Genomic DNA, 26,904 nt, shown 5'->3' on the forward strand with positions numbered 1-26,904 from the left:
GAGGTGAGATCATGAAGGTAATGAAATCCGATAAACTCGACCTTTTCAATTGGATAGACCAGGGGGCAGAGCATCAGTGGTTTTCCGCTTCTCCGAGTATTACGGGCCGGGAGCATCAAGAGCTGCCTCCTTTACACGAAAGAAAGTCCATCTTGATCGAGCTAAAAGAGGACACATATCTGCCGGCCAAGCTGCTTTATAAGGTGTGGGATGTTTTAATTGATCCTTATATTGCAAAAAGAATTACCATTCAAAATGCCTACAAAGCTTTGCATCAGGCTCTTAAAGAGGATGAGACAGGCTGGTTAACTCCCCTTCCAGCTCACCCAATGGATCGACAATTTTCGACCAATATGGAGAAAATACTTCGTATAGCTAATGATACGGTGAGCTGTTTACTGGAGATTCGCGAGCAGACAACCGAAATACAAGTCCCCTGGATTCTATCATTAAATGTCTCTTACTTGGATAAGGTAAGTTTGATATTTTTGCAACGACTTATTTATCGGACGAAAAAACTTCCGATTGCTATAGATACGTATTACTTCTACCAAGAACACATCTCATCTAAAGATCTAGATGCAAATCAACTCATTCATATTCGTGTACGGGATTTTTATAAATCATTAGGTGTAGACCACTTAAATCAAACGGACAAGACCAGATTAAGCAATGAACGGTTCCAACTATTAAAAACACCTTTAGAAAAAGCAGTTGTTTGGTGTGACGGCTACTCAGTATTGGCACACGCAAACCAATTGCTTACTAAGGTATGCAAGGATGAAGAAGAGGCAGAGCTTTTATTTCTTGTTATGCGTGCGTACCTATTCGAGAGACAGCTCTCTGCAGCAGAATCAACACTGCAAAAAATCATTCAAACCAATAAATACTCCAGCAGTATTCGTGCAAGAGCATCGATCTACTATGCATTGTTATTAGCGAATCATATTAAACGTCCTGAAGAAGCAATTCACGTTGTAGATCAAGGGATGACGTTTCTGAGTGGAATGAATGATGAATCGGCGGTCAGAGAGATGGCTTGGTTACATAATGTAAAAGCTTTAACATATTACAGGCTTCAACAACTGCCCCAGGCAGCGAAATCCTTACAACAAGTTAAGGTATACATTAAGCAACTAGGGAAGGAGGATACGGTTCTGCTTTCATCTGCATATGCTCAGAACTCAAGCTACCTTTATGAAGCCATTGGAAAAATGGATGCAGCAATACAGACACAGCAGATATTTATCCAGAAAAACGCAGGCCAGGACGACAGTTTTTTAGTTGCACATTGGTTCCGTATTGGATTTCTAGCTGGAAAAAAAGGTGAACTTCATATGGCGCTAAGTTGGTTAGACAAAGCGTACGAAGCTTTTAACCAGATATCTGACCCTTATATGCAAGAATGGATTGCCAGAAGTACAGCATATATATTACTTCAATCAAAGGAGATGGATCGAGCAGCATTATGGCTACAAAGAAGTACAGATCTATGCAAAAAAATTCATCTCTTGCCTGAGTTGATAAGTGTATCTACAGCTTTATATGCAGTCCACCAAATGATTGGTGTATCAGAAGAGCCATCGGAATCACCAATCAGACGAGATGAGAGTTTATCTCCTTCTGAATTGAGGATTAGAAAAGAACAATTAGAACATATCGAAAGAGGGGAGATTGAAGTTTACCAAATCATCCCGAAACCGAATTCAAGATTTTTTTATCCTTTTCATCATTTTTGGTTTTAAGGGAGGAACGTCATTTGTCAGAAATCATACCTTTACGTAAAAATAGAAGTTTTAATTTTTGGGTATCCGCCCAAATTGTTTCGCCAATTGCTGAAAGTTTCTCAACTATTTTAATTACATGGACCATTTGGAAAGAGTCCAATTCAACTACACTCCTGGCTTTAACCTTAATTCTTACGACAATCCCGCAAATTATTTTTGGAATGGTTGCTGGAGTCGCAACGGATCGGTTTAACCGCAAGAAAATTGTGATGTTTTGTAATGCAATAAGAGCAGTCCTCATGGTTGTGATGGGACTCTTAGCCTTTTCTAGTCTCTTAAATGAAATCATTTTTATGCTGGCTTCGTTCATATTGGGTTTCTTGCGTTTATTTGCAATGACCGCTTACAGAGCAGCCATGCCAGGTATCGTTCATAAAGAGCAATTAATGAAAGCCAACTCTATCACCAACAGTGTAAGAATGGGCTTTTGGCTGATTGGACCGTTATTTGCTGGATTCTCATTAACCTTACTTAGTACCGGTCAAATTATGATTATGAACGCGATCCTATTTATTATTTCTGTTTTTTTACTTATGCCTGTGCAGATTAAGCAAGTGAAGGTCGAGCATAAAAACAAAAATCTCTTTAAAGAGCTAGGTGTCGGATTAAAACTGGTTTCTCAGGATCGACTTATCTTCTCCATTTTTATCACGTTTGCTGCGTTTACATGTTTCGGTAGAGGGATTGCCCATCTAGGTAATCTGATGGTTTCGAACGAAATTGGATTGGACTCGTCAGGTTTTGGTGTGCTTTCGAGTGCTGATGGATTTGGATACCTCGTTGCAGGAATTATTCTGGCTCGTCTTGCGATTAAAAACAAATATCGTACAATGATGCTCGCTTGGCTAGGCGGCGGAGTCGCATTTCTTTTCATGCCGTTTAGCGATTCCATATGGCTTCCTCTGATTCTTTTGTTCATGGTGGGGTTAACTCAACCCTTCGTCGATGTACCCTTAGTTACTTTAGTACAACAAAGGGTGGCAGATGAACATTTAGGTAAGGTTTTTGGATTTCATACGGTAACCATCTGGATTGGAGAATTCATGGCCTATGCGTTATTTGGATATTTGTTTGGGGCTTTTACCCCTACTATGGTCTATGCAACTTCCGGTTTCATCGTAGGACTTCTGGCGATCGGAATGTTGATCTTTGCTCGACTCAGGCTGAAATACACGCAAGACAACATTCAACAACCAGAGAGCATGGCGAAGAACATCAGTAATTAGGAGGTGTAGCAATGATGCTGGAGATGACAACGGATCATATACGGAAACCATTAGACCAAGGCGAATGGCGTTTCTTTCCGCATGTTATTCTTCGTAGTGCAGGGTTCCCTTTACACTGGTTACAACAACTTTCTTTTTCAAACACATCCGAGTTGATTTATGAAAAGAAAAAACATGAAGCAAAGTGTAAAGAAGCACTTCAGGATTTTAAAGTCGCACTAAGGAGTATGCCTGAATTAACGAATCGACAAAGGAAGAGACTCCATCGCCAACTGGATCTTTATACATGGCCAGAAGGTGAGGGAAGTCGCGAATTACGAAGCAAAATAGAGAATCATCGGCTCATAGAAGCACAGAAAAGATTCAATACATTAAAAGAAATATCTGAACAAATAAAGACGGTATTTGCAGATGAGTTAATGAGAAACAGGCGCCGTTTGCAGCAAGTCTTTATTGAAAATGTAAATCTTCAAGAAGCGACCTATCTTTCATCTCCAAATGCATACGAAACGGGATTACATTTGTTCATAACAAATGAGCTGGATTCATCCGCACACATAAGCAACGAAAAAAGGAAAAGATGGCAGCGAAATATTTACAGAGGTTCACTTCCAAGAATGAAACAGCCAGTTTCTATGGCCCTGCTAACTACGGCGTGTTTACATTTCAGCCTGGCCAACTGGAGATCTGTATTAACGGTAAAATAAAGCGTCAATTATTTCTTGCTTACTGGGCAGTACAAAGCCTAGCCAACAAAATTGCACATGATTCACATGTACAGCCTTATCTTAAACCCAAACTCAGCCCATTCCTTATAAGAGAACATACTCAGCTCAGACAAGCAGCAAATAACAAATTGATCCGGCTTCCGGATATATATCATCAAATTATTGAAGATAGTAATGGGTTAAAGAACGTTATTGAAATCGCACATGCTCTGAATTTACCCATAACCGAATGTCTATCACGAATTTTGAAATTAAAAGAAAAACGCGTACTTGTACTGGAAGTTGATTTTCCAACTTCGGTATTTGAAACGTTTCACGAGCTAAAAGAGTGGATCAGTCGGCTACCAAAGGACTGTGCGTCAAAGGCAACCTGGCAAGAAATTGCTGATGAATGGTCTACCCTTTTAAAGGAATGGAATCAAAGCAGCAGCTTTGAACAACGCCGCAAGCTGTTAAAGTCACTTGAAACATCCTTCGAAAAACATATTGGATTATCTTCTAGGAAAGATCAGGGAAAGCATTATAGCGACAGAATGATCGTATATGAAGAGGCACACGGAGAGTAGAAAGAAAAAGGTGGATACATCCTTTATGTTCGACATGGAGATGCAACGGTTGGGGTAGAGGCTTCCTATCGGCTCTTTGTGTTGTGATATTGTCCTGAATATGGAAGCTCAAAAGAATCGCATAGCCGCTTTTGGATCTGAAGATCAGATGGACACCGCGATTTGGCACACAATGGGTGTGCCAGGCACGTCCCTGTACGATGAAATGAAAAGCGGGGAACGTCAGTACAAGATCATGCATTTCCGAAAGCAGACGGGCTTTGCTCCTTTTCATCTGATACACGCACAGTCACATGTTACCTGCACTGTCTTTGAATCAATTCTCGAATCAATAAATGTCAAGTAGATTATCTAAACAAAATTTTTTGAGACCGTTAATATCAAAATAATTAACGGTTTTTTGTAGGTTTTTTTTGTCATTGTATGTCGCGGGACAAGAACTTGGTTCCTTTGCCGAAAAGGACAAGAACATTGTGTCATTTCGGATTAGGTAGTTATCTAAATAGTATCATGATGGAACTCCTGTGGCGAGATAAAAGCCACATTAACATAAGACTTCGCTTTAATAACGATTTTTTTGTATCACAAACTAGTTTTTTTCGACCAAGGGTAAACTTAGTACCATTTCTGAAAAGGTTAAGAAAGAATATGTTACCAATGTCGATTTAATATTTATCTGTTTCATTAAGCTCACGGGCAGGATAGTTCAATCGCTTCTCAGGTATTTTATAGTTTGAATAATTCTATGAACTTGGTGAATATAACGTTATCTGAAAGATTCGCAAATCTTATAATGTTATCAGCGCAAGTTGTTCAGGCTTATTTGTGGCTTAGGCATTCTCCAAACACAACGAGACCATGTGATTAATACCAGATATGCGGGCCTGCCTGGGAGATGGTAAATGAATGGGATAAAGAGATACCTATAGATAAATATCGTGAAATTTTGGTGTACCGTTGCCTAAAGTTTGGGAAGCTTTGTTACATAGGGAGGATTTTAATCGAAGGACCTAGCTAATGGCCAGGGTTTTCTTATGCGATAATTCCAAAAATGATTATTTTGTCCAAGCTAAAATCTATCAACTTCATACAATATAGTATCTTACAAGAAAAGGAGATGAAAGAAGCATGGTAAATCAAATCGAAAGTTACTTTGGTGTTACGGTTACGCCCGTTACAGATGGGGTGCAAATTCCTGTCCCATTAACTCCGGCAGGAGTAGGACTTGCGGAAGTCAGAGTGGATGTTCCAGCCACATACCCTAAAGTTGTAGAGTTGAAAGCAACCATTGGATTAAGAGGAGATTCAGGTTTAGGAAGTGTATTATTCCGAATTTTCCGCGATGGTCAAGTCATTTACTATGCACGACTTGGTGTTGAATCTGCCTTTGAGAAATACTATCTTCCGACAATTCAAGCAATTGATGTTAACCCACCAGCAGGATCTCATGGCTATACCTTATCTATTGAGTCATTGACACCAGGATTAACAGCTGTTGTAATAGGCCCTATCACATTGAGTGCTTTAGTTATTAACGCACTCTAACAAAGAAGCCTCCGGCCCCTCAAAGGTTTGGAGGCTTTCTTTTGACCTAAAAGTTGCCTACTTGACTGGTGGAGCGCAGCGTTTACCGTCTTCGAGAATTTTCAATGAATCTGCTGGAATAGTGCGGGAGACTCCAGATGCGAAAAGCTGGAGGAGCAGGTCATCAAGGCAATGGAACAATATTCTTGTTGTCGACGACAAAAGAAGGATGTCGAGGGACAAGAACTTGTACCGATTACCGTAATGGACAAGAACATCGTCCGATTGCCGATTAGATGTGTACTTAAGTAAAAAGTACATAAGCCCTCATTAGTACCAAATAATTTTATATAAGAACATTCACATTAAAATATATTACTTATGTAACATTTCTCAAAGAAAGACTCTTAAATTATAGTCTTTCCTTTTTGTCTCAAACTCTCAATAAAAACAGGTAGTTATCTGGATAAACTTAATTGAGCGAGCAAATGAAATAATAATTGCTTCTCGAACCTGTATGCGATATATTGCATATAAGAATAATTGTAATGAGGATGAAAACAATGCCAATACCTAAAGATTTTTTCTTACCAGTCCGTATGTCCGCAAAAGAAAGAGCCTTTTCTCAGATTCAGCGATGGATTATTGATGGAACACTGCAACCAGGTGAAAAGCTTATTGATGCGGAAATGGCTGAATCGCTTGGAGTCAGCCGGACACCGATTCGGGAGGCATTTCAGTTACTCGAAGTTCAAGGCCTCGTGTCTATGCATCCAGGAAAAGAAACAAAAGTAACGAATATTGAGAAAAACGATATTTTTAAGATGTATTCAACCATGGCTGCTCTTCAGGCTTTGGCTGCTGAAATTACCGCCAAAATTATTGTTCCAGAACAGATTGAGAAACTAAGATCACTAAATTTGGAATTTGCAAGTTCCATTAAGAATGGCCAAGTTTATCAGGCCATGGAGGTGGATGAGCTATTTCATAATTATATTGTAGAGCTCTCAGATAATCCTTATGTGACGACATTTAATACATCTCTTCAGATTCACATTCGGCGATTTAAATATGTGTTTTTAAAACAACCTATTACGGCTACACTTGCTTCAGTCGAAGAACATGATTTGATCATTAAAGCTTTTGAAGGCAAGAATAGCGACGATGCTCAGGTACTAATGAAACAAAATTTTATTCGTCCGATGCAGGAACTGAACGAAATACTTTGAAGTGAGGGGTAAAAGAACATGGGAAATAAAAAAGATCTTCGTATTCGAAGCAAGGTGATCAGTGAAGGTGTTAACCGGGTACCGAACAGAGCAATGCTACGTGCAGTTGGTTTTCAGGATGATGATTTTAAAAAGCCAATGATTGGAATAGCGAGTACTTGGAGTGAGGTAACACCGTGCAATATGCACATCAATGATTTAGCGATTCAAGCTAAGATGGGAGCACGTAATCATGGCGGTGCTCCATTAATTTTTAATACAATTACCGTTTCTGATGGGATCTCGATGGGGCATGGAGGGATGTTGTTCTCACTACCAAGTAGGGAAGCTATAGCTGATTCGATTGAAATTGTGACCGGAGCCGAGCGTTTTGACGGCATTGTTGCAATCGGTGGTTGTGACAAGAATACACCTGCTTGTTTGATGGCTATTGGACGGATGAACATTCCTTCCGTTTATGTATATGGAGGAACCATTCAACCTGGTAATCTCGACGGTAAAAAAGTGGATATCGTTTCAGCTTTTGAAGCAGTTGGTCAATATCAAGATGGAAAAATGACAGATGAACAGCTGCATAAGGTAGAATGCAGTGTTTGCCCAGGCCCAGGGTCTTGCGGGGGGATGTATACCGCTAATACGATGGCGGCAGCTGCAGAAGCAATGGGTATGTGTTTACCTGGTTCTTCTTCGACATCAGCTATCTCAGCGGATAAAGCATTGGAATGCGAAGCAGCCGGTAAGCAGGTCATCTCACTTCTTGAACAGGAAATCTACCCAAGAGACATTATGACGAAGAAAGCATTTGAGAATGCGATCACCGTTGTTATGGCTCTAGGGGGATCAACCAACGCATTTCTCCATCTGCTAGCTATTGCGCACTCCGTAGAAGTGGATTTAACCTTGGATGATTTTGAACGAATTCGCTTGCGTGTTCCTCATTTGGCAGATCTGAAGCCAAGTGGTCAGTATGTCATGCAGGATTTGAATGATATTGGTGGTGTTTCCGGGGTAATGAAGCTATTGCTCGCTGAGGGATTACTTCATGGGGATTGCCTCACCGTAACTGGTAAAACGTTGGCGGAGAATTTAGCGGAAGCTGCTCCACTTCAGAATGATCAAGAGATTATACGTCCACTCAATAATCCGCTTAAACCAAATGGACCACTGGTTGTGCTTCGAGGAAACCTAGCTCCTGAAGGCGCTGTTGCCAAAATGTCAGGCATGAAGATACAACAGTTTTCCGGACCGACAAAGGTGTACGATAGCGAAGATGAAGCGACAGAAGCGATCATGAATGATGAAATTCAAGAAGGGGACGTATTGGTCATACGCTATTGTGGACCGAAGGGTGGACCAGGTATGCCTGAGATGCTTTCCGTTACAGCACTCATTGTAGGAAAAGGTCTCGGTGGGAAAGTTGCTCTCATAACAGATGGTAGGTTCTCGGGTGGCTCGCATGGATTTGTAGTCGGCCATGTATCCCCTGAGGCACAAGTAGGTGGACCGATCTCTTTGCTCCAAAATGGAGATATTATCACCATCGATAGCGACATTCAGGAAATTAAGGTTGAAGTGCCAGAAGAAGAGTTGGCCGCTCGAGCGCAAGCTTGGGTACAACCGCCACTGAAAGTGAAATCCGGTGTACTTGCCAAATATGCTAAATTAGTTTCCTCCGCTTCCAAAGGGGCAGTAACAGATTTGATGGAATAGACAATTAAACATTGATGCTACATATAAAATGGGAGGGGAGAAGCTACTACAACGAATGCATGAAGCGCGCTAAACAAAAAAAAACGCCAGCTTTAGAGATCAAGAATGTCGCAAGAAAAAGATGAAGAATTTAGTTTCATCATTTGAAAATGAAGTGCACCCCCTAGAATAGACATTGGAAAAACCCCTGGGTTTAGCCGATGAAATTCTAGGGGGTGTATTTTTGCTTGTACCGTTTCTCGACTTTCATTAATTGGGGGTTCGCTACGAATAGCAGGCAGGCTCCGGCTAGTGCAGGAATGTTTGGATGGTCTAAATCTCGAGGATGCGAACGTCTTGGAGATAGCCTGTGGCAGTGGCGGAAGTGTAAGAGAACTTTGTCGAAGCTACGGTCTGAAAAGCGTCGTTGCTTAGATCTAACCGAAGCCAATATCACATTTTGCCAATTAAATAACCGTTTCCCCAATGCTTATTTTTGTATTGGAGACGCTGAGAAGCTTCCTATCGGTTCGTCGTGTTGTGATATTGTCCTGAACATGGAAGCATCTGATCTGTATCCCTCGATTAAGTCATTCTATCACGAGGTTTTCCGAGTGCTAAAGCCTGGTGGAATTTTCGTTTATGCCGACGATTTACCAACCTGGAAGTTTGACGAAGGTGAACGATATTGGCATGAACTGGGCTTCGCGCTGCTTATGTCACGCGATATCACGGGTGAAGTTTTGCTTTCAAGTGGTTCAAAAGAATCGCATAGCCGCTTTTGGATCTGAAGATCAGATGGACACTGCGATTTGGCACACAATGGGTGTACCAGGCACTTCCCTGTAGGATGAAATGAAAAGGGGGGAACGCCAGTACAAGATCATGCATTTCCGAAAGCAGGCTCATCACAATGTGTAACGTAACGATCGTCGATTATTCCGTCTATCTACCAGAGTCACGTATCCGTGTGAAGGGAGCGATTCAGCAGGTGAAGGCTGACGGCGTTGATTTCCAAACTAGCAAATGAATGTGCAGATCGCGGCGGTTATGTTTGAGCGGCTTAAAGTATTAGACTGGAGTCGTTGATTTAAGGCGTTTTTTTTGAATTGAAGAATCGTCAGCTTTTGAAAAATAAGTTTTAGGCTAATCCATTAAAAAAGAAGCGAACAGAACAAGACTTGAAAAATACAGTCTTAGACTGCCGCTGTTGTCGTTAAACTAACTTTTTCCGTTAGCTAAATAACAAGACCTCGTTTTGAGGTCATCTATCTTCTGAAAAAACATATTCTTTTTTAGCTTCTTGTACCTTTTGGGTACTGAGTATAAAACTAACGATTGCTGCGCCGCTACAAACATAAGGGAGCAGTGAATATCCCCAATTAGATATGACATAACCTCCAATCATTGAACCAATCGTGATACCTATATATAAAGCTGTATTATTCCATGCCATTGCAATTCCTCGTTCTTTTGAATATTCCATTGCTAATCTTGCTTGATATGATGTGAATCCTCCTGCATAACCAACAAAAGCCCATACAAACAGAAAGAAATAAACCCAATCGCCAGATGAGAAGAATATCCCTAAACAAATGAGTATAAGAGTCAAGAAAATTAGTGTAGTCTTTGAAATTTTTCTTTCTCCAAACTTATCTGTTAATTGTCCACTTGTAAGGCTTCCTACAACCGCTCCGATACCATAAAAAGTAACAGCTAATGCGATTTCTGATGACGAGAATCTATTTTCGGAGTAAAGAGCTGCTCCCAAATAAACATAAAGAGTGTACATCGAAATTGCCCAAATGGTAGTAACACTTACAGAACCTAATATTCGAAGAAGATTTCCTTGTAGTAGATTTATGGTTGAATCACTTCTTGGAATAGAAACCCATCTTTTGAAATTCACTACTGCCAATATTGCTCCTATGGCAGCCATTACAACAAATACTGAACGCCAACCTAGAAAATGCTCCAATAACGTACCGAACGGCGCTCCTGCCCAAAGACCCGTTAAGTGTCCTGAAACAACAATTGAAAGCCATGTTCCCCTCCGATTTGGTGGTGCAATATCACTAATAATTGCATAAATCAAAGGGGTAATTGAAGCGACGGACAAACCAGCTAAAATACGGCTTATAATTAACCATAAAAAAGAAGGAGTAAAAGCGGTTAGTGTATTAGAAATAGCAAACAGCAATAAACCAAACGTAATAAATAATCTCCGTCCCTTTTTATCTGAAAACCAACCAAAAAAAGGAGCTGAAAAAGCATATGTAACTGCAAAAACTGTTACCATCCATCCAGTGGTCGATGTACTAACCTGATATGCTTCCGAAATGAACGGTAATAACGGAGACACCACAAATAAGTCAGTACCCATAAGAAACAAAGTTATCCAACCAACAATTAAACTTATCTTCCCTTGTAACTCCATTAAATCCCCCCCCATTGAAATGTATATTCACAAAGGGGCATAAAAAGAGTTAGTTGGAAACATTAATGATGAAACATATCACTACAAAAAAAAGGCTGCCGAACGCAGCCCATCTTATCGAACAATCGAATCCCTTCGTTTAATAATCAAGAACTTACGCTATTGTCGTAGCATACTCTCTTATCTGCCCTTCACGAAAAGCCATTCTTCATCGATTACACTGTAATACACAGAGTCTCGCACATATCCATCATACATGATGCGATGCCGACGAAGCACTCCTTCCTTAACAGCACCTAATCTTTCAATTGCCTGTTGAGACCTAAGATTACGACCATCTGTTTTTATTTGTACACGAATTGTTCCTAGTGTTTCAAAGCAATGATTCAAAACAAGATACTTACACTCAGTATTTATACTTGTTCGCCAAACTGTCGGAGACAGCCATGTCCAACCAATTTCCAAACTCCTATTAGGTATGGATATATCAAGAAAACGAGTGCTTCCCACAACTTTTCCTGAATCATTATCATAGATAACGAAAGGAAATTCAGTTCCTTGTACTTTTGCTTGAAGCGCCCCATCCACAAGACATTTCATATCTTCAATTGAATTCATTTTCATTGGCATATACGCCCATATATCTGGATAGTTTCCCGCATCAAATAATTCCTGTACGTGATCAACTTCCATAGGAAGTATCTTAACCCTTTTTCCTATCAGTTCTACTGGTGTTATCTCCACGATAATTCTCTACTTTTTATGAATATTAAATAGTCATTTCGTCTCTTTTATGCCTTCTCCTTACGGGTGGGATACGTATCACCAGAACACTTCAGTAAAATCTTTAAAAAATACTATGGTGTCAGCCCCAGCGAACTAAAGAAGTAGAAACACTGCCATTTATTCAACGATATTTCTAGTATCTTTAATTAGATGGTACAAAGGGTCTTAGTCCTTGCTAGCATGCGATGTACGTCGACATCTTTGCAGCAATATTAAGGAATATCAATACCAAAGCTTTGTGTCATATTGCTAATAAATTCATCTTCGTTCAGTATTTCTTTCTCGCATTCACTATATAATGCACCTATGGAGTCTACCTCTGCCGCTACTAACTTTGAATAAGCGCCACGAACGCTTCCTCATTAATTCCAGTCTCGTTAAATGGGGTAAGAGGAAAAGCAGATAATCCTTGAAATAATGCCAATTTCAAATTCTGGAACAACTCAATGAAACTTAGCGACTTGAGGTTAGAGAGGGTAAAGGGATGAAGGCCAATAGCGGATTACATTTCCGACAAGTTGGAAAATGACGGGCTATACAACAGCTTTGCCAAATAAGGCCTGATTTGAAGAGGCTAGCAACTCTAACAGGGAACAAGTTCTTGTACCGAGTGGAAGACAAGAACATAGTCCGATTACCGATTAGGCATAAAACTAAACGGTTCTTTTCCTCGTTAATTCATTAAGCTAACGGGCAGGTTAGTTGAATAAGAACGTCGAAACACATATTTATACAGAAAATTCCAACCAAGCGAAATTGAGTTACTGGATGTAGAGTAGAAGGAACGAACAAGCAAACGACCGGAATGATTCGAGAGTTCACTAAAAAATGATAGGAGCGGATGTAGGTGGGGATAGCTGGCTGGGCGAATAAAATTTCCGAAATCACATTACTTGTGGAAGATCTGCAGCGGTCGAAGACGTTTTACCAAGAGTCGTTTCAACTATTAATCCAATACGAAGACGAAAACTGTGCAGTATTTGATTACGGAAATACATGCATAAACCTCTTAAATCAATCAAATGCCCGAGAATTGATTGATCCGGCTCAGTTGGGTCGTGTCGAGGATGGTGCAAGGTTCCTGTTTACAACCCAAGTGCCCGACGTTGACCGGGTATGCAACGAGTTGGAAATGCGGGGCGTTACATTGTTAAATGGGCCGATAACGCGTCCTTGGGGGCGGCGGACTGCTTGTTTTGCCGATCCTGACGGGTATATTTGGGAGATAGCGCAGGTGCTTTAACGACTATGATGTGATGGGGTGAAAACCGTATGTTAAAAAATGATTCCGTGGCTATTATCGAGCAATATAAGCGAAATCTGGCTGGATATACGATAGACCAGTTGCAGTATAAATTCCAGGAAGACGTTTGGTCGATTGGACAAATGTATATTCACGTGATCGATGTGGCAGAAGAGTACATCGATCATATCCACAATTGTACGATGGCGACACAAGAAAAACATGGAGGCAAGACTGAAGACGGAACGAAGGCGTTTATCGAAAAAGTGTGGCCCGATGTCCGTGTGAAACTTGAGGAACCAGTCAACAGGACCCGTAACCCCAATAGTAAGGAAGAGATCATAGCCGGTCTGGAGCAGGTGTTAAAAAAAATGAGATATTGGGAGGAACACGTTCGCGGAACGAATCAGGCTTGCAAGGTGCGTCATGGCTGGTTTGGCTGGCTTAACGCGCGTGAATGGTTTGAGATGATTGGCATGCACAGCAGGCATCATTTGCGCCAAAAGGCAAGACTGGACGAGAAGCTTGTGGAGGCAGGCTTTTGTAATAATTCACTAAATTAACGGGAAACGATAGCTTAATGATGACCCCGAAGGCAGCCGACGACTAAGATCGGCTGCCTTCGCTGCGCTAACGGGGGCAGGGTAATTTAATAGGATACTAGTCTTTTACGGTAAGATTATAGAACAAGAAAAGATAGTTAAAGTCTTCGTTTTTAGAATGAACAGTATGAAATTATAGGAGAGTCCTAAAATGAAAAAGAAAATGAACTATTTAATCTTAATTTTAACGATCATCTTTATGGTTGGTTGTACCAACGTAGAAGATACATTAAACCGTATTCAACTCCTCATTTTGGGGAAAATAAAATATCCCAACTATGAGGTGTTTGCATTTGATAAAGTTAATTATGACATTCGTTTTAACGCTTGGGTTAACTTCGCTAATCGAAACTCCAGTTTCGGGCAAAGAAACTCCACAAGTAACAGATACAACTCAATGTTCGTTAATTCAGCAGGCATTGATAATCGAATTGCATCCTCAAATAATGAGCACTCTTCGTCAAAAGTACCACGACAACTTTTTGTTCGCGAACGCCCATGTTTTGCCGATCCAAGGTTCGGATATTCAGGAGCTTAAGTTTATTTTAGAAATGACGGTAATGAAAGGAGAGCAACCAGAAACAATTCAAATGACTTTTCGACGAGATGGTCTTAATGGCTATAGGGTAGATGATATTAATGTTATTACTACTTAGAAACAAGATTAAGCTAACGGGAAACGATAGCTCAATAAAACAAAGAAAGCAGCCGATCATTGTGATTGGCTGCTTTTATTCAACTAACGGGCAGAATAATTGAAAAACTATGGCATATTTGTTACTATCTAAATTAGAGATGTAAAGAAAGGGGAATCTAAATTACACATGTGGAATACCTTGAAATGATTATTTAAGTGGATAAAGACAGTTGCGATCCTTGATTCTTAAGGATACGTTAATTTGTCTATCTAAAATCATTCAAGGGATATATGGTGTGGACAATTAAATTCCCATTGCCAAGCAGATACCTTTGTATATCTGCTTTTATCTATGGGTAAAAATACATCTCAATTGACATAATCATAGCGTCCCTAAATTGGGGGGATTTTAATGAAAAGTCAGTACGAAAACGAAGAAATGCTAACTGGAGGGAATGTCTCAAACGTGTATCGTTCAGGAGATTCTGTTCGACGTGAATTAAAGTCAGCCAGTACCAATATTCATAAGCTATTAAAGCATTTGGAAAATAAAGGTTTCGGTTATGCACCCAGATTTTTAGGTATTGATGAAAAAGGCAGAGAGATACTATCATTTATTGAAGGAGAAGCTGGAAATTATCCTTTAAAAGAATACATGTGGTCTAATGATGCTTTAAAAGAAATAGCGAAGATGCTCCGACACTACCATGATGCTGTGAGTGACTTTCCTTTATCAGATGAATGGAAACCAATAGATAATACTCCAAATCGTATAGAGGTCATATGTCACAATGACTTTGCCATCTACAATATTATTTTTAATCATGAGAAACCAGTAGGTATTATTGATTTTGATGTTGCTGCTCCTGGTCCAAGACTTTGGGACATAGCTTATACACTTTACACTTGCGTTCCTTTAAGCAGGTGTTATCTTGCCGCAACAGGTGAAGTAGTTCATTATAATCCATTACATGATGCCGACCGTATTAAACAAAGAGTTAAATTGTTTTTTGAATCCTACAGTTTTAAGGGAATTGAAGAAGATTATTTGGAGATGGTATTGCTACGATTAGAAGGACTATGTAAATACATGATAAGAAAAGCCAGTGAAGGTGACGTTGCTTTTCAAAAAATGATAGATGAAGGGCACCTTAAACATTATCAAAATGATATTCAATTCATTCGCAAACATGGAAAAGAGTGGATTTGAACGTGAAACTATAGCTTACTGATGACCCGAAGGCGGCCGACGACTAAGATCGGCTGCCTTCGCTGCGCTAACGGGGGCAGGGTAATTCAATAGGATATTAGTCTTTTATGGTAAGATTATAGAGCAAGAAAAGATAGTTAAAGTCGTCGTTTTTTTAGTTTAGAAAGCTTGAGCTAAGCTAACGTTCTTATTATTGTAGAATGACATAAAGTCGCCAACCAAGAAACTCCTTATAAAACAAGACTAGACCTTAATTTAGCTTGAACAGATATTACAAATTAGAATTAGTACATAAAGGAGATTACACATGAAGAAGTTGGTTATCAGTATATTCTTAATGATGACGTTATCAGTAGTGGGCTGCAACTCTCAGGAAATAGTTCCTAATGAATTGGTTTCACATAATAAAGAAGAGGAACAAACGAAAGAGAATATTCAGGTGGGTTTATCCATTACCGAAGAATATGATTCAAAAAAAGGACTTATATTCTATGGGGCTATTAATTTACCTTCAAACATGAAATTATTTTTAGAAAGTTCAAACTCAAATGGATTTACTACTCAAAACACAGTTATTATTCAGAACGGAATGTTTAGCAGCGATTGGTATAACGAAAAACCCGGTGATTATGATGTATTAGTCACTTCACCATCTCCTATAGATCAAGCCAGAGATGTTAGAAACATTATTGGTGAAAAGGGGAATCAGCTAGTAGGCGATTATGTTTTACAAGATAGCAAGGCCGATTTTTAGGATCCTTGATAATAAGACCAGACTGGCTCCATATATATCCTTTAACAATTATCTGTACAAAAGATTTTATTCAAAGAAGCGTCTAACTTTAATTAATCAAAAGTTTAACCAATACACAGACGAATTTATGGACATTCTAACGGGAAAGCAAATAAGCGAAGGGACAAGAACATAATCCCATCGAAGCCGCTAATTTAGGGGCTTTTTTATTTTATCGGTACAAGTTCATGTCACGAGCCGAGGACAAGAACATGTTACCTTTGACGATTAGAGCCAATACCTCCCGAAGGAAAATGGAAAGGACTTGTATTATTCTTTTTAATGAATGGACCAAAGAGAACGAGTGAGAGGATAGCCGATCAACATGATCGGCTATCCTCTCATTTATATTTTAAAGTTTATTAATCACAATTGATATCTTATAATTAACATATTTGTTCAAAATTGTCAAAAATTGATCTAACACTTCATTAGACTGGAATCTACATTCCAAGAGGTAACAACCATCACCACTAATTTTGTAGTTGTTTAACACAAATTTTTCTTGTTCTTTTATAAAGGAAAGATACGGCTGATGGGATGTGCTTTTTGTATAGATTGTAATCCAGGCATGTACCCAACAACCGAGTTCATTCTGATTCACTTGAATTGTATACCTTTCAATAACTCCTCTATCCTCTAGTTTTGCCACTCTAGCTGCTGCTGCTGGACCAGTCAAGTGAACCTTTCTCCCTAATTCCTTCATCGTAATTCGGCTGTTTATTGAAAGTTCATCTATGATTAGTTTATCCGTAGAATCTAACATCTATCTGTATCCTTTCCAAAATGAAGTTCATTGTTTGGAAGACTTAAGTGTCTCTGATTTATGATTACTCTTAATATAAACTAACTTCAAATTAAAGAAAAGATTTTGAATCGTAACATTGCTTGAATTTAGTTTGCCCACATTAATTTAAATTATCTTCAATTACATTGTTTCTTGTCTGTTTTTATCCAGCAAATATGACTTTCTTTCATAAATGAAGTAAACCAGTCAAAACGCTTTATTTAATCGGTGTATATGGACAGTGCGATTGGTATAAAATCAACCTTGTAAAACAAAAACAAAGGGGAATCCAATATATAATGAAGATTCAACAAATTCGAAATGCCACAATCACTGTACAATATGCAGGGAAGAAATTTCTAGTCGATCCAATGCTCGCGGACAAGGGTGCGTACTCTCCATTTCCTGCAGGGTTCAGAGAAGACGTAAGGAATCCTATAATTGATTTGCCAATGTCGGTTGACGATATTATCAAGGACGTTGATGCAGTCATTTTAACTCACTTGCATCAGGATCATTATGATGATGTAGCAAAAAAAGTGCTTCCCAAGAGTATTAAAATTTTCGTTCAAGATGAAAAGGATGCAAAACAAGTTATAAATGATGGTTTTCAACACGTGGAAGTAATCACTAAAAATACAGTTTTTGAAGGAATCCAGTTAATTAAAACACAAGGTGAACACGGAAGAGGAGAAGAATTACTAAAGGCTATGGGAGAGGTTTGTGGTATTGTCTTCAATCATCCGAACGAAAAGACACTATATGTAGCTGGAGATACAGTTTGGTATGATGGTATCCAAAATGAAATTAATGCACACACTCCTGACGTTATTGTTGTAAACGCTGGAAACAATGTTTTGCAAAGTATGGGCTCGCTTATTATGGGTAAAGAAGATGTTTATGAGGTACTGAAGGCAGCTCCTAAGTCTAAAATTATAGCTGTTCACATGGAAGCTGTTAACCACTGGACTTTATCTAGAGAAGAACTTAAACGCTATGCTGATGAAAAGGGTTTTTCTTCAAGCTTATTAATTCCTGAAGATGGCGAATCGTACACTTTTTAATAATGAATATGATGTATAAGTCACTATCAAGATTTTAACAAGTAATGAGACCCTTAAGGGTCTCATTTTATATATGATTATTCAAACAATTGCTTAGACCCGCAATACAGATTGATACATCAAGAGGTTATTATCTAACTGAGACAGGAGAACGGCTATGAACCGATCGAATCCTAAATTGTGGACGAAAAACTTTATTGCTCTATCGTCAGTCAACTTTACTATGACATTAATTTTCTTCTTATTAAATGCAACAATCATCCTATATGCAATTAATGAATTCAATGCTTCTACCAGCCAAGCTGGGATCATTGCAGGTATTTTTATTATAGGTTCATTATTAGGACGATTATATATAGGACGGCTTATACAAACCAAAAAGATTTTGATGACCTGGTTGCTTTTCTTTATTCTCACAACTTTACTTTATTTTACCCATTTAAATATTGGCTTTTTAATATTAAGTCGATTTCTGAACGGTATCACAGTAGGGGTAGTAACTACTGTCGTTAGTACAAGTGCAGTACTTAGTCTTCCTTCTTCACGAAAAGGTGAAGGAATCAGTTATTTTGCAATTAGTACTGCTCTCGCTACAGGGATTGGCCCTTTAATTGGTTTGAAAATGAGTCAAAACGCAAACTTTGATATGATTTTTTCTTTTTCTCTTTTGCTTGGGATTATTAATTTAATAATTGCAGTTTTAATAAAGTTTCCTACAAGCAAATTAACTGAGATAAAAAAAGAACAGAGACTGAAAATCTCTGCCTTTATTGAGCCTAAAGTGATACCAATAGCAACTTTAATGTTCATTATGGCTTTTTCTTTCTCTGGTATAGTTTCCTATTTGAATGTTTATGCTTCAGAAATCGGATTATTAGACACAGCAAGTTTCTTCTTTATGGTTTATACAGTGTTTGTATTGATATCAAGACCTTTTACAGGACGAATAATGGACAAGAAAGGTGCAAACATTATCATCTTTCCAGCTCTTCTTATATTCGGAGCAGGAATGCTTCTTTTAAGCTCAGTTACTACCGGTGTTTCACTCTTAATAGCTGGTGCATTAGTTGCTTTGGGATTTGGGAATATTTCATCAATATCTCAATCTATAGCAATCAGTTTAGCTGAACCCCATAGAGTTGGTTTAGCAACTGCGACTTTTTTTATATTTTATGATCTTGGAAACGGTTTTGGACCATCTATTATCGGGTTATTGATTCCAGTTACAGGCTATAAAGGTCTGTATGTAGTACTAGGATTAATTATACTAGCGTCAGTTCTTTTCTATCACCATTTGTATGGAAAGAATGAACGTAACAACAAAAAACAACTGATTAACTAAATAACAATATTTAACCGGTCTATTGGCTCTGGCCAATGGATGAGACAATTCGCGGGTTCATTAAACTGGGGACGCAAGGAGCGTAAAGAACGAATCCTCAGTCCATATCTAACGTTTTATTGCCTGAAGAACGGGTTGTTCCTCAGCTACCCGTTTCAACTGAGGGACGGACAATTACAACGTTTATCTATCGCGACGGCCATCCTGCTAGAGCAAAAACTATTCATAGCGGACGAGCTAACATCTGCACTGGACTGGATAAGCGGAGTAGGAATCTTAAACCTATTAACCCGGTTAAGGGCATAAAACGAAGAGTGGAGGAAGGAGTCTATTCAGATCTCCTCAGTTTAAAAAGTATCTATTTGAGCCAATGCAGTTCATTTAGTGTATTTCGTTCACTATACAAATTTATAAACTTACAACTTTAAAGCAAAAGCGCGAAATTACTTTATCTTCTTCATGTAACAATTGATTGAGAAAGTATACATTCAACATATACTATTACCTTCTCTGAAATTTTGTACAAATCTAGACTTTTGAGGTGAAATCATGAAAAAATTTGATATATCTGTTTTATCAGTTGCTCCATTAAGACAAGGCGAAACAATGAAAGAAGGGATTGATTCCGCAGTATCTTTAGCTAAAGCTGTAGATAAAATGGGTTATAAACGGATTTGGTTCGCAGAACACCATAATCACGATGCTTACGCAAGTGCAGCCGTCGTCTCAATTGTACAACATATATTATCAAACACTGAGAATATTCGTGTAGGTTCAGGTGGAATTATGTTACCTAATCACTCACCTCTAGTTGTAGCTGAGCAGTTCGGAACACTTGAAACGCTATATCCGGATCGAGTAGATTTAGCATTAGGGCGAGCACCTGGCACGGATCAAAAAACTGCTGAAGTGATTCGACGGTCAAACCATAATGGTGTATTTTTCTTCGAACGAGAAGTAAAAGAGATCTTGCAATATGTAGGAAACGAGAGCGTTCAAGGGGAGATTCGTGCTTATCCAGGTATGGGAACGAATGTACCAATTTTTGTGTTAGGCTCTTCAACAGGTTCAGCTAAAATCGCGGCTAGCCTTGGTTTACCTTATGCATTCGGTGCTCAATTTTCACCTCATGAGATGACCGAAGGGCTCGCTATTTATCGAGAAAACTTCCAACCGTCCGCTTATTTGCAGGAACCTTATGTGATGGCTTGTATAAATGTGATTGCAGCTGATTCAATGGAAGAGGCAACACTGATTTCTGCGAGTCATTTGCAAGTATATATCGATATTTATACAAATAATTTAAGTCAGCTTATTCCGCCGACTGAAAACTTCCTTCAATCTTTATCTCAAGCTGAATTGGAAATTCTCTATCATCGACTAGGGTATACACTCTTGGGGAATGCAGACACACTTCGTCGTGATTTAATTGAATTTCAGCAGACATATCAGGTAGATGAACTCATTGTGATATCTAATATTTACGAATCCAAAAAGGAAATTCATTCTTATGAAATTTTAAAACGCGTTGTGGATGAGTTATTTGATCAGAAGCTACATGAAGAAAGTTAATTCAGTCATCTGTAAAATAACAATGATTCCAGAAAGAAGCAGGATTAATTAAGGCCTGCTTCTTTCTGGAATCATCATGTATCTTAATATCTAATTCACTGAAAGCTGTTTAAGTGTTTAAACTGAAGGTTACTGTATAAATTAACTGATAACGCTTTAATCCCTAATATATTACTGTGTTAATTCCACCGAGCCCAGAAAACTTTCTTCATTCTTAGCGGATTTTCAGTTTCATTCACCGTTTTTCTTAAATAGTCAGTTCCCCAGTTCTGCAATTCGATCAAAATGGGTACTAGACTCTCACCCAACTCTGTCAACATATTTTCGACTTTTGGTGGGGCCTCGGGATACTCTCTGCGGCTGATTAAATTGTCTTCTTCAAGCTCGCGCAACTGGCGGGTCAATGTTCGGTGAGTAATATTCGGTAGTGCTCTTTGAAGCTCATTTAATGAAGAGATCTTTATCCGATGTAAGTGCTAGAATAATTACATAAAAAAATAGTAACGCTGATTCTTTCAAACTCACTAAAGCCTCTAACGAAGTTTGTGAGGGCATTCTATTTATATATAACACTAGGGGAGTATAGAAATACAATTTAGAAAGTAAATAAAAGCTCATGTTTATTTAGGATTTATTAAGTCGGCACAATAGCATGTATAAAAAATCAAAAAACTCTGTATTAACCGTTGAGCGGTGGGAGCAGAGTTTCGCATTTATTTAATGTTTCTTTACTTCTCCCAACTTTGTAGAATCTGGAGTGCGGCTCCAGTAACCACGCCTTCCTCTTTAAGAATACCCGGGGTAAAATCGGGTTGTATTTAGGATAATGGAGGAGCATCAAGCCGATCAAATTTTCATTCCCGTCGAAAACATTAAAGTCAAAGAGTTTCTTGGTCTTCTGGATACCATTTCTCCAGTGTTTGTGGAACTATCACAAAAGATCGTAACGTATGCGGAGAAAGAGCTTTCGGTTACCCTTAACGCAAGTGTTTATTTTATGCTGATGGACCATTTGAGTTTTGCGGTGGAAAGGCACAAGAAAAACATCAATATAACCAATCGGGTATACTGGGAAATCAAAACGTATTATCCCAAAGAATACAAAGTGGGCGTGTTTGCTCTTCAACTAATGAATCAAACTCTGCAAACGGATCTGCCTGTTGAAGAAGCCGCGAATATTGCATTTCATTTAATTAATGCTCAAGGGGAGCATAATGATTCGCCAGATGGGATGAAATTCGCCAAGATGATCGGAAGCATTGTTAACCTGGCTAAGTATACATTTAATATTGAGATGGACGATGATAATGTTCATTACAGTCGGTTTATCACCCATATCAAATTTTTTGTGGAACGATTTTATTCAGGTCATATGTTGAATGATGAGAGCAACGTTCTATTCGAGCATATCGCTAGCTTGCATCCTGAGGCCATGTCAGGTGCATTTAAGATCCGAGAGTATATTGAGCAAGTTTACGGAAAAGCTGTGCCAAACGAAGAGTTGGCATACCTCGCAGTACATCTGTATAGGTTAATTAACTACAATCAGCTCGGGTGACTGAATTTTCAACTTCTGTGTGACCACTAAATCGTACTGCCGATTTAGTGGTTTTTCGTATGTCTTTCTGGGAGAACCCAAAAACTTCATCGGATCCCAAATGGCTTTCAGAAATGTGGCAATCCACTGCGAACCGGCAAAAGCAAGGCTACCTGTACTCACACCTTCTAGATAGAAACGACCAAGTGAGAGAAAAAGTCCAATTAAACTCCAGATCATTTCATATAAAAATGTGGGGTGATAATATTGTGATAGTCATGTTGATTGTCGTTCAACTAAAGTATAATTCAGAGGGATTAGCTCTTTGGTAGTGGTATCAATCATGTTTTGTATAATAGTGAAAGCATTCTCTGCTTGCTGATCAACTGGATAATGAATTGTCGTCAAATCCAGTAAATGAGCGACCTCGGTGTTATCAAAGCCTATTATTCCCACATCTCCTGGAACTGAAAATCCTAATCTCCGAATTACGGTAATGAAACCGGCGGCCACTTCATCATTTGCGCAGAAAACAGCATCTGGTCTGTTTATCTGTGAAATCCACCATCTTGCAAGTTCTTCTCCATCACGAACAAGGGTCTTTCCTTGAAAAACGGGAAACTTTTCTGCGGGTATACCATATTTTAGGACAAAATCAGAATGCGCACGCATGCGTTCCTTCGTATTCAAACCATTAGGCATCGGATAAATACTGAGTATTTTTCTGTATCCCTTAGAATATAGGTGCTCAAGCCCTGTACAGTATGCCTCGTATTGATCCATAAATACAGAGGGGATATTACTATTTTCAAGCCGCTGCCATGTGACGATTGGGCCATATTTGGTATAGGATTCGATAACATTCCATTCATTGCTTCGGAGCACGCATACTATTGCGTCCAGTTGTTTCCGTTTCAGCATTTCGAGTGCCACCAGTTCTTTCTCTGCCTGGCCATTCGTAATGAATAGAGTAATGTTGAATCCGTGTTTCTCGGCAGACTGGGTGAAGGCCTGCATGAATCTGATAAGAAGCGGATTGAATGCGACTGCAACAATTCCAATCAAACAGGTAGCGCCCTTTTTTAGAGATATTGCATTGCCGTTAGGTACATAATCCAGTTGTTCTATGAGTTCAATTACTTTCTTTCTGGTTGATTCGCTTACGTGCGGATGTCCATTAATAACGCGTGAAATGGTTGCTGTAGATACGCCTGCCAAACGAGCGATTTCTTGAATATTTGCCATTGGAATCCACCTCATTGTTGTATTTTTGCCATCTCAATGAGCTTATAAAATAAATCGTGTAATGGATGCTTGACATGTAATGCATTACACAATTTACGATACAACTATGATTCAGAAAACACTTACATCAGGAGGAAAAGATATGAAAAAAGGATTAAAGATTGTAACAATCGGCGGTGGTTCCAGCTATACACCGGAACTCATGGAAGGTTTTATCAAACGCCATCATGAACTTCCTGTCAAAGAATTATGGCTTGTGGACATCGAGGCGGGGAAGGAAAAACTCGAGGTCGTTGGTGCCATGGCTAAACGAATGGTAAAAGCCGCAGGAATCGACTGTGAAGTTCATTTATCGTTAGATCGCCGGGAAGCATTAAAGGATGCTGACTTTGTAACTACACAACTTAGAGTAGGGCAGATGGATGCACGTATCAAGGACGAAACCATTCCCAATAAATATGGAATGATTGGACAAGAAACAAATGGGGCAGGAGGCATGTTAAAAGCTTTTCGAACCATTCCGGTCATTTTAGATATTGTCAATGAAATGAAAGAACTCTGTCCGGATGCATGGCTCATTAACTTCACCAATCCTGCAGGCATGGTGACGGAAGCGGTTCTCCGTTACGGAAAGTGGGACAAAGTGATCGGACTATGCAATGTTCCCATTATGTCCGCCAAAATTGAATCAGCCGTATTGGAAAAACCGGAAGAAGAATTGTTCTTCAAATTTGCGGGCATTAACCATCTGCACTGGCACAAGATTTACGATAAGTCAGGACAAGATCTTACTCTTGAAGCAATCGATAAAATGTACGGACCGGAAGCCAAAGCGGATAAAATGGTTGAGAATATCAAAAATATGCGATTTTTGCACGAACAGGTTCTCCAATTGGAAATGCTTCCTTGCCCGTACCACCGTTATTACTATATGACGGATGCCATGATCCAGGAAGAGCTGGAAGAAGTAAAGACAGTAGGTAGCCGTGGTCAAGTCGTTAAACAGTTGGAAGAAAGCCTTTTTGAACTTTACAGGAATCCGACGCTGGATTACAAACCGAAAGAGCTGGAAAAAAGAGGTGGTGCGCATTATAGTGATGCTGCATGTGAGATCATCAATTCCATTTATAACGATAAAGGGACTCGAATGGTTGTAAGCACTCGGAACAACGGGGCAATCAGTGATCTGCCGACTGAGAGTGCGATTGAAATTACAAGCATGATTACTTCTCACGGTGCAGAACCTGTTCATTTCGGCTCATTCCCTTCCGCACAACGAGGATTGTTGCAAGTAATGAAAGCAATGGAAGAACTCACTATAGAAGCAGCAGTGACAGGCGATTATGCTACGGCATTACAAGCATTCACCATGAATCCGCTTGTTCAAAGTGGCGACACAGCAAAGGCCTTGCTCGATGAGTTGCTTGAAGCCCACCGAACTTATTTGCCACAGTTTCATCAATAAAGTAAGAATGGTTAACAGGAGCACAAATATTCATCAGCACTAGTCACCTGATCACATAGAATATCCCTGAATTCCACGGGCTGGATTAATTCGTACCGAATTCAGGGATATTCTGATTAATTGCGTACATAAAAAAGTAAACCTAATCGTATACGTTTGCTCTTATTGCAATAGCATGTCGAATAACAGAGTCACATCTTGGGACGAGCTTACAGATATTATTTTTGTTTCTGAAGATCCAGCTTTCTTTTTTACAACTTCCACCATTTCGTTCACGGTCACTACCACATCCGCTTTTTGTATAGCTTGAAAGAGCTCCTCGTCTGGTGATGAAATATCAATCGATTGAATGTCTGCCGATGAACGACGCTGGATTTCCTCCAGATAAAACAGGCAGGCCATAGTTTTGCATTCAATGAAAAGGTAACGCTTCTTCTTCTCGTGTTTGGCTCCAAATAATTGTGTATATGCAAATCCTGACAACATGACATTTTCTATATTGAAACCTTGTTCAAATGCGTCTTTTACAGTCTTCTCCACGAATGAAAAATAAGGATTTTGCTGCTTGAATTCCTTAATCCGGTCTTCATTAGCTATTCGAGTTCCTCGCCCTTTTTGCATGACCAGTAGTCCTTCTTCTTTTAGCTGTGAATATATCCACTGTATCGTATTTCTATTTATAGAGAGCTGCTCCGCTAATTCATTCGTTGAAGGCAAAGCATCATCTGCTTTCAGAAATTCTTTACTGATCAACCATTTAATTTGCTCTTTAACTTGCACATTAATTGGCAGTGGTGATTGGGGATCAGTTTTAAAAGGCAAACGAAAATGTTCCATATAATCATCCAACTTTCTGGGTTAACTAGTATTCTAGATAAGCATAATATTAAAACAATCGTTCACAAAAATCAATGTAGGGCGTAACACAATAGGAATAATGGTTTTATATGAGAACGGATCATCTTGACAAATAAAAATCATTCAAATAATATTAACCTAGTTAACTAACTAACTATGTAACCAAACATTAAAAAGTGATTATTCTACTAAGGAGTGATTTTGTTGAACTGGAAAGAGATATCGACACTGGACCAATGGAAAGAAGTATTAGAACAGTCGGCTCAACGCGGAAAGATAATACTTAAGCATAGCACTACATGCCCAGTGAGTGCGAATGCACTAGCGGAATGCGAACAGTACATCAAAGAGAGGCACACTGACGACATTGATTTTTATCTTGTTAAGGTCTTTGAATCGCGACATGTGTCTAATCAAATTACTCAGGATCTTGATGTTAAACATGAATCTCCTCAAATTATATATGTTAAGAGTAAAGAGAAATTCTGGACTGCTTCTCATTGGTCGATCACAAAAGAACACATAGCCGCTGTTTTAAACTAATAACACAACTTTATAAATCTATAATGAAGGATGG

The 26,904-nt window shown here is 39.1% G+C and carries 25 protein-coding genes and 1 pseudogene; 20 read left to right on the top strand and 6 right to left on the bottom strand.

Annotated elements, in window-relative coordinates; translation table 11 throughout:
* Positions 1-11 precede the first annotated feature (11 nt).
* The 8 genes from PPA03S_RS28550 to PPA03S_RS34300 all read left to right on the top strand — a co-directional run bounded on the left by PPA03S_RS28550 (position 12) and on the right by PPA03S_RS34300 (position 9,540).
* Complete coding sequence (locus PPA03S_RS28550) at positions 12-1,745, top strand: tetratricopeptide repeat protein (protein ID WP_062328902.1); 1,734 nt, start codon at positions 12-14, stop codon at positions 1,743-1,745.
* Between the two features lie 14 nt (positions 1,746-1,759).
* A complete protein-coding gene (locus PPA03S_RS28555) occupies positions 1,760-3,013 on the top strand; it encodes an MFS transporter (protein WP_062328905.1) in 1,254 nt (417 codons plus the stop codon).
* 11 nt (positions 3,014-3,024) lie between these two features.
* Positions 3,025-3,720, top strand: a complete 696-nt coding sequence (locus PPA03S_RS33760) for a hypothetical protein (RefSeq protein ID WP_062328907.1) — start codon at positions 3,025-3,027, stop codon at positions 3,718-3,720.
* Positions 3,669-4,307, top strand: a complete 639-nt coding sequence (locus PPA03S_RS33085) for a hypothetical protein (RefSeq protein ID WP_217998974.1) — start codon at positions 3,669-3,671, stop codon at positions 4,305-4,307. The genes PPA03S_RS33760 and PPA03S_RS33085 overlap by 52 nt, the downstream gene beginning before the upstream one ends.
* Positions 4,308-5,435: 1,128 nt before the next feature.
* Complete coding sequence (locus PPA03S_RS28575; RefSeq protein WP_062328916.1) at positions 5,436-5,852, top strand: hypothetical protein; 417 nt, start codon at positions 5,436-5,438, stop codon at positions 5,850-5,852.
* Between the two features lie 542 nt (positions 5,853-6,394).
* On the top strand, positions 6,395-7,060 hold the full coding sequence (locus PPA03S_RS28580) for a GntR family transcriptional regulator (protein ID WP_062328919.1): 666 nt from the start codon (positions 6,395-6,397) through the stop codon (positions 7,058-7,060).
* A gap of 18 nt (positions 7,061-7,078) precedes the next feature.
* Complete coding sequence (gene ilvD, locus PPA03S_RS28585; protein ID WP_062328922.1) at positions 7,079-8,770, top strand: dihydroxy-acid dehydratase; 1,692 nt, start codon at positions 7,079-7,081, stop codon at positions 8,768-8,770.
* A 299-nt stretch (positions 8,771-9,069) separates the two neighbouring features.
* On the top strand, positions 9,070-9,540 hold the full coding sequence (locus PPA03S_RS34300) for a class I SAM-dependent methyltransferase (protein WP_281189093.1): 471 nt from the start codon (positions 9,070-9,072) through the stop codon (positions 9,538-9,540).
* Between the two features lie 473 nt (positions 9,541-10,013).
* Here PPA03S_RS34300 and PPA03S_RS28595 read toward each other — a convergent pair whose 3' ends face one another.
* Positions 10,014-11,186 (bottom strand): MFS transporter, encoded by a 1,173-nt coding sequence (locus tag PPA03S_RS28595; protein WP_068964280.1) that lies wholly within the window; start codon positions 11,184-11,186, stop codon positions 10,014-10,016.
* 180 nt (positions 11,187-11,366) lie between these two features.
* A complete protein-coding gene (locus tag PPA03S_RS28600; RefSeq protein WP_082704345.1) occupies positions 11,367-11,930 on the bottom strand; it encodes a GNAT family N-acetyltransferase in 564 nt (187 codons plus the stop codon).
* A 48-nt stretch (positions 11,931-11,978) separates the two neighbouring features.
* On the opposite strand from PPA03S_RS28600, the pseudogene PPA03S_RS32605 reads away from it, so the two are divergent.
* From PPA03S_RS32605 to PPA03S_RS28625, 6 genes and pseudogenes are all read left to right on the top strand, one after another.
* Positions 11,979-12,077 (top strand): annotated as a pseudogene (locus tag PPA03S_RS32605) (helix-turn-helix domain-containing protein); the annotation flags it as partial.
* Between the two features lie 742 nt (positions 12,078-12,819).
* Positions 12,820-13,215: a VOC family protein gene (locus PPA03S_RS28605; protein ID WP_062328933.1), complete on the top strand. Its 396-nt coding sequence runs from the start codon at positions 12,820-12,822 to the stop codon at positions 13,213-13,215.
* Between the two features lie 29 nt (positions 13,216-13,244).
* On the top strand, positions 13,245-13,778 hold the full coding sequence (locus PPA03S_RS28610) for a DinB family protein (RefSeq protein ID WP_062328937.1): 534 nt from the start codon (positions 13,245-13,247) through the stop codon (positions 13,776-13,778).
* A gap of 190 nt (positions 13,779-13,968) precedes the next feature.
* The gene (locus tag PPA03S_RS33090; RefSeq protein WP_157284406.1) at positions 13,969-14,355 is read left to right on the top strand and encodes a hypothetical protein; all 387 of its coding nucleotides are present in this window, start codon (positions 13,969-13,971) and stop codon (positions 14,353-14,355) included.
* Between the two features lie 511 nt (positions 14,356-14,866).
* Entirely contained in the window at positions 14,867-15,664 is a 798-nt protein-coding gene (locus tag PPA03S_RS28620; RefSeq protein ID WP_062328942.1) for a phosphotransferase, read from the top strand.
* A gap of 307 nt (positions 15,665-15,971) precedes the next feature.
* Entirely contained in the window at positions 15,972-16,418 is a 447-nt protein-coding gene (locus tag PPA03S_RS28625; RefSeq protein WP_062328945.1) for a hypothetical protein, read from the top strand.
* Positions 16,419-16,809: 391 nt separating this feature from the next.
* Here PPA03S_RS28625 and PPA03S_RS28630 read toward each other — a convergent pair whose 3' ends face one another.
* Complete coding sequence (locus PPA03S_RS28630) at positions 16,810-17,223, bottom strand: Lrp/AsnC family transcriptional regulator (RefSeq protein ID WP_062328947.1); 414 nt, start codon at positions 17,221-17,223, stop codon at positions 16,810-16,812.
* Positions 17,224-17,543: 320 nt separating this feature from the next.
* Between PPA03S_RS28630 and PPA03S_RS28635 the strand changes: the two genes are divergently transcribed.
* The 3 genes from PPA03S_RS28635 (at position 17,544) to PPA03S_RS28645 (ending at position 21,222) form a co-directional block, all read left to right on the top strand.
* On the top strand, positions 17,544-18,308 hold the full coding sequence (locus tag PPA03S_RS28635; protein WP_062328949.1) for an MBL fold metallo-hydrolase: 765 nt from the start codon (positions 17,544-17,546) through the stop codon (positions 18,306-18,308).
* A 157-nt stretch (positions 18,309-18,465) separates the two neighbouring features.
* Entirely contained in the window at positions 18,466-19,650 is a 1,185-nt protein-coding gene (locus PPA03S_RS28640) for an MFS transporter (RefSeq protein WP_062328951.1), read from the top strand.
* Between the two features lie 549 nt (positions 19,651-20,199).
* Positions 20,200-21,222, top strand: a complete 1,023-nt coding sequence (locus tag PPA03S_RS28645; protein WP_062328953.1) for an LLM class flavin-dependent oxidoreductase — start codon at positions 20,200-20,202, stop codon at positions 21,220-21,222.
* 179 nt (positions 21,223-21,401) lie between these two features.
* Here PPA03S_RS28645 and PPA03S_RS32610 read toward each other — a convergent pair whose 3' ends face one another.
* Positions 21,402-21,626: a winged helix-turn-helix transcriptional regulator gene (locus tag PPA03S_RS32610; RefSeq protein ID WP_245683761.1), complete on the bottom strand. Its 225-nt coding sequence runs from the start codon at positions 21,624-21,626 to the stop codon at positions 21,402-21,404.
* 422 nt (positions 21,627-22,048) lie between these two features.
* On the opposite strand from PPA03S_RS32610, the gene PPA03S_RS28650 reads away from it, so the two are divergent.
* Positions 22,049-22,780: a PRD domain-containing protein gene (locus PPA03S_RS28650; RefSeq protein ID WP_082704347.1), complete on the top strand. Its 732-nt coding sequence runs from the start codon at positions 22,049-22,051 to the stop codon at positions 22,778-22,780.
* A gap of 255 nt (positions 22,781-23,035) precedes the next feature.
* On the opposite strand, the gene PPA03S_RS28655 is transcribed toward PPA03S_RS28650, so the two are convergent.
* A complete protein-coding gene (locus PPA03S_RS28655) occupies positions 23,036-24,004 on the bottom strand; it encodes a LacI family DNA-binding transcriptional regulator (protein ID WP_062328955.1) in 969 nt (322 codons plus the stop codon).
* A 142-nt stretch (positions 24,005-24,146) separates the two neighbouring features.
* Here PPA03S_RS28655 and PPA03S_RS28660 point away from each other — a divergent pair, with 142 nt between their 5' ends.
* On the top strand, positions 24,147-25,469 hold the full coding sequence (locus PPA03S_RS28660; protein ID WP_062328957.1) for a 6-phospho-beta-glucosidase: 1,323 nt from the start codon (positions 24,147-24,149) through the stop codon (positions 25,467-25,469).
* 162 nt (positions 25,470-25,631) lie between these two features.
* Here PPA03S_RS28660 and PPA03S_RS28665 read toward each other — a convergent pair whose 3' ends face one another.
* Positions 25,632-26,306 carry a GntR family transcriptional regulator gene (locus PPA03S_RS28665; RefSeq protein ID WP_062328959.1) on the bottom strand — a complete coding sequence of 225 codons (675 nt, stop codon included), beginning with the start codon at positions 26,304-26,306 and terminating at the stop codon, positions 25,632-25,634.
* Positions 26,307-26,531: 225 nt separating this feature from the next.
* On the opposite strand from PPA03S_RS28665, the gene ytxJ reads away from it, so the two are divergent.
* Positions 26,532-26,870, top strand: coding sequence for a bacillithiol system redox-active protein YtxJ (gene ytxJ / locus PPA03S_RS28670; protein WP_062328961.1), 339 nt, complete (start codon positions 26,532-26,534; stop codon positions 26,868-26,870).
* Positions 26,871-26,904: the final 34 nt, after the last annotated feature.

This window comes from Paenibacillus pabuli NBRC 13638, assembly GCF_001514495.1.
In the GTDB taxonomy this organism is placed as follows: Bacteria; Bacillota; Bacilli; order Paenibacillales; family Paenibacillaceae; genus Paenibacillus; species Paenibacillus pabuli.

Bases quoted from the DNA above. Each gene is read 5' to 3' on its own strand.
- PPA03S_RS28550 (WP_062328902.1), top strand. From the start codon at position 12: ATGAAGGTAATGAAATCCGATAAACTCGACCTTTTCAATTGGATAGAC.
- PPA03S_RS33760 (WP_062328907.1), top strand. From the start codon at position 3,025: ATGATGCTGGAGATGACAACGGATCATATACGGAAACCATTAGACCAA.
- PPA03S_RS28575 (WP_062328916.1), top strand. From the start codon at position 5,436: ATGGTAAATCAAATCGAAAGTTACTTTGGTGTTACGGTTACGCCCGTT.
- PPA03S_RS28580 (WP_062328919.1), top strand. From the start codon at position 6,395: ATGCCAATACCTAAAGATTTTTTCTTACCAGTCCGTATGTCCGCAAAA.
- ilvD (WP_062328922.1), top strand. From the start codon at position 7,079: ATGGGAAATAAAAAAGATCTTCGTATTCGAAGCAAGGTGATCAGTGAA.
- PPA03S_RS34300 (WP_281189093.1), top strand. From the start codon at position 9,070: ATGTTTGGATGGTCTAAATCTCGAGGATGCGAACGTCTTGGAGATAGC.
- PPA03S_RS28595 (WP_068964280.1), bottom strand. From the start codon at position 11,186: ATGGAGTTACAAGGGAAGATAAGTTTAATTGTTGGTTGGATAACTTTG.
- PPA03S_RS28610 (WP_062328937.1), top strand. From the start codon at position 13,245: ATGTTAAAAAATGATTCCGTGGCTATTATCGAGCAATATAAGCGAAAT.
- PPA03S_RS33090 (WP_157284406.1), top strand. From the start codon at position 13,969: ATGAAAAAGAAAATGAACTATTTAATCTTAATTTTAACGATCATCTTT.
- PPA03S_RS28620 (WP_062328942.1), top strand. From the start codon at position 14,867: ATGAAAAGTCAGTACGAAAACGAAGAAATGCTAACTGGAGGGAATGTC.
- PPA03S_RS28625 (WP_062328945.1), top strand. From the start codon at position 15,972: ATGAAGAAGTTGGTTATCAGTATATTCTTAATGATGACGTTATCAGTA.
- PPA03S_RS28630 (WP_062328947.1), bottom strand. From the start codon at position 17,223: ATGTTAGATTCTACGGATAAACTAATCATAGATGAACTTTCAATAAAC.
- PPA03S_RS28635 (WP_062328949.1), top strand. From the start codon at position 17,544: ATGAAGATTCAACAAATTCGAAATGCCACAATCACTGTACAATATGCA.
- PPA03S_RS28640 (WP_062328951.1), top strand. From the start codon at position 18,466: ATGAACCGATCGAATCCTAAATTGTGGACGAAAAACTTTATTGCTCTA.
- PPA03S_RS28645 (WP_062328953.1), top strand. From the start codon at position 20,200: ATGAAAAAATTTGATATATCTGTTTTATCAGTTGCTCCATTAAGACAA.
- PPA03S_RS28650 (WP_082704347.1), top strand. From the start codon at position 22,049: ATGGAGGAGCATCAAGCCGATCAAATTTTCATTCCCGTCGAAAACATT.
- PPA03S_RS28655 (WP_062328955.1), bottom strand. From the start codon at position 24,004: ATGGCAAATATTCAAGAAATCGCTCGTTTGGCAGGCGTATCTACAGCA.
- PPA03S_RS28660 (WP_062328957.1), top strand. From the start codon at position 24,147: ATGAAAAAAGGATTAAAGATTGTAACAATCGGCGGTGGTTCCAGCTAT.
- PPA03S_RS28665 (WP_062328959.1), bottom strand. From the start codon at position 26,306: ATGGAACATTTTCGTTTGCCTTTTAAAACTGATCCCCAATCACCACTG.